This is a genomic window from Bradyrhizobium nitroreducens, assembly GCF_002776695.1.
GTDB lineage: Bacteria > Pseudomonadota > Alphaproteobacteria > Rhizobiales > Xanthobacteraceae > Bradyrhizobium > Bradyrhizobium nitroreducens.
Genome location: NZ_LFJC01000003.1, coordinates 5,911,833 through 5,912,333 on the forward strand (window position 1 = coordinate 5,911,833; position 501 = coordinate 5,912,333).

The 501-nt window shown below is 68.5% G+C and carries 1 pseudogene; it reads right to left on the minus strand.

Annotated features, from left to right (window positions below):
- Nucleotides 1–499: pseudogene (locus TSA1_RS28380) on the minus strand (HlyD family type I secretion periplasmic adaptor subunit); the annotation flags it as partial.
- Nucleotides 500–501 lie beyond the last annotated feature (2 nt).

Genomic DNA, 501 nt, shown 5'->3' on the forward strand with positions numbered 1-501 from the left:
GCGCCCGTGCGATCTCGACTTCGGATGCACCGGCAGGCTCTTCGAGATCGTGGGGAGCGGCGAGATCGGCAAAGCTGCGGCGCAGCGCCGAGAGGCGGGCAATGTCGAGCAGGCTCGCGACGAGATCCTGCCCAACCCGCTTGCGCTCGGCCTGGGTCACCGTGCGGTCGAGCTCGACCAGCACTTGGCCGGCCGTGACCCTGTCGCCATCACGGACGTGGATCGCCGAGACGATGCCGGTCTCCAGCGGCTGGATCGTCTTGGTGCGGCCGGTCGGCACCACCTTGCCGGTCGCGGTCGCGATGATGTCGACATGGCCGAAGGTCGCCCAGCCTAGGGCAATCGCAAAGAACAGGATGATGGTGAGGCCGACAGCCCGTCCCGCGGGCGAGGCCGGCGTCTCCAGGATCTCCAGTGCTGCCGGCAGGAATTCGCGTGCGTCGCGCTGGCGGCGCCAGAACGTCCGGCTCTTGCGCTCGATCACATCAGCCGACGACATGG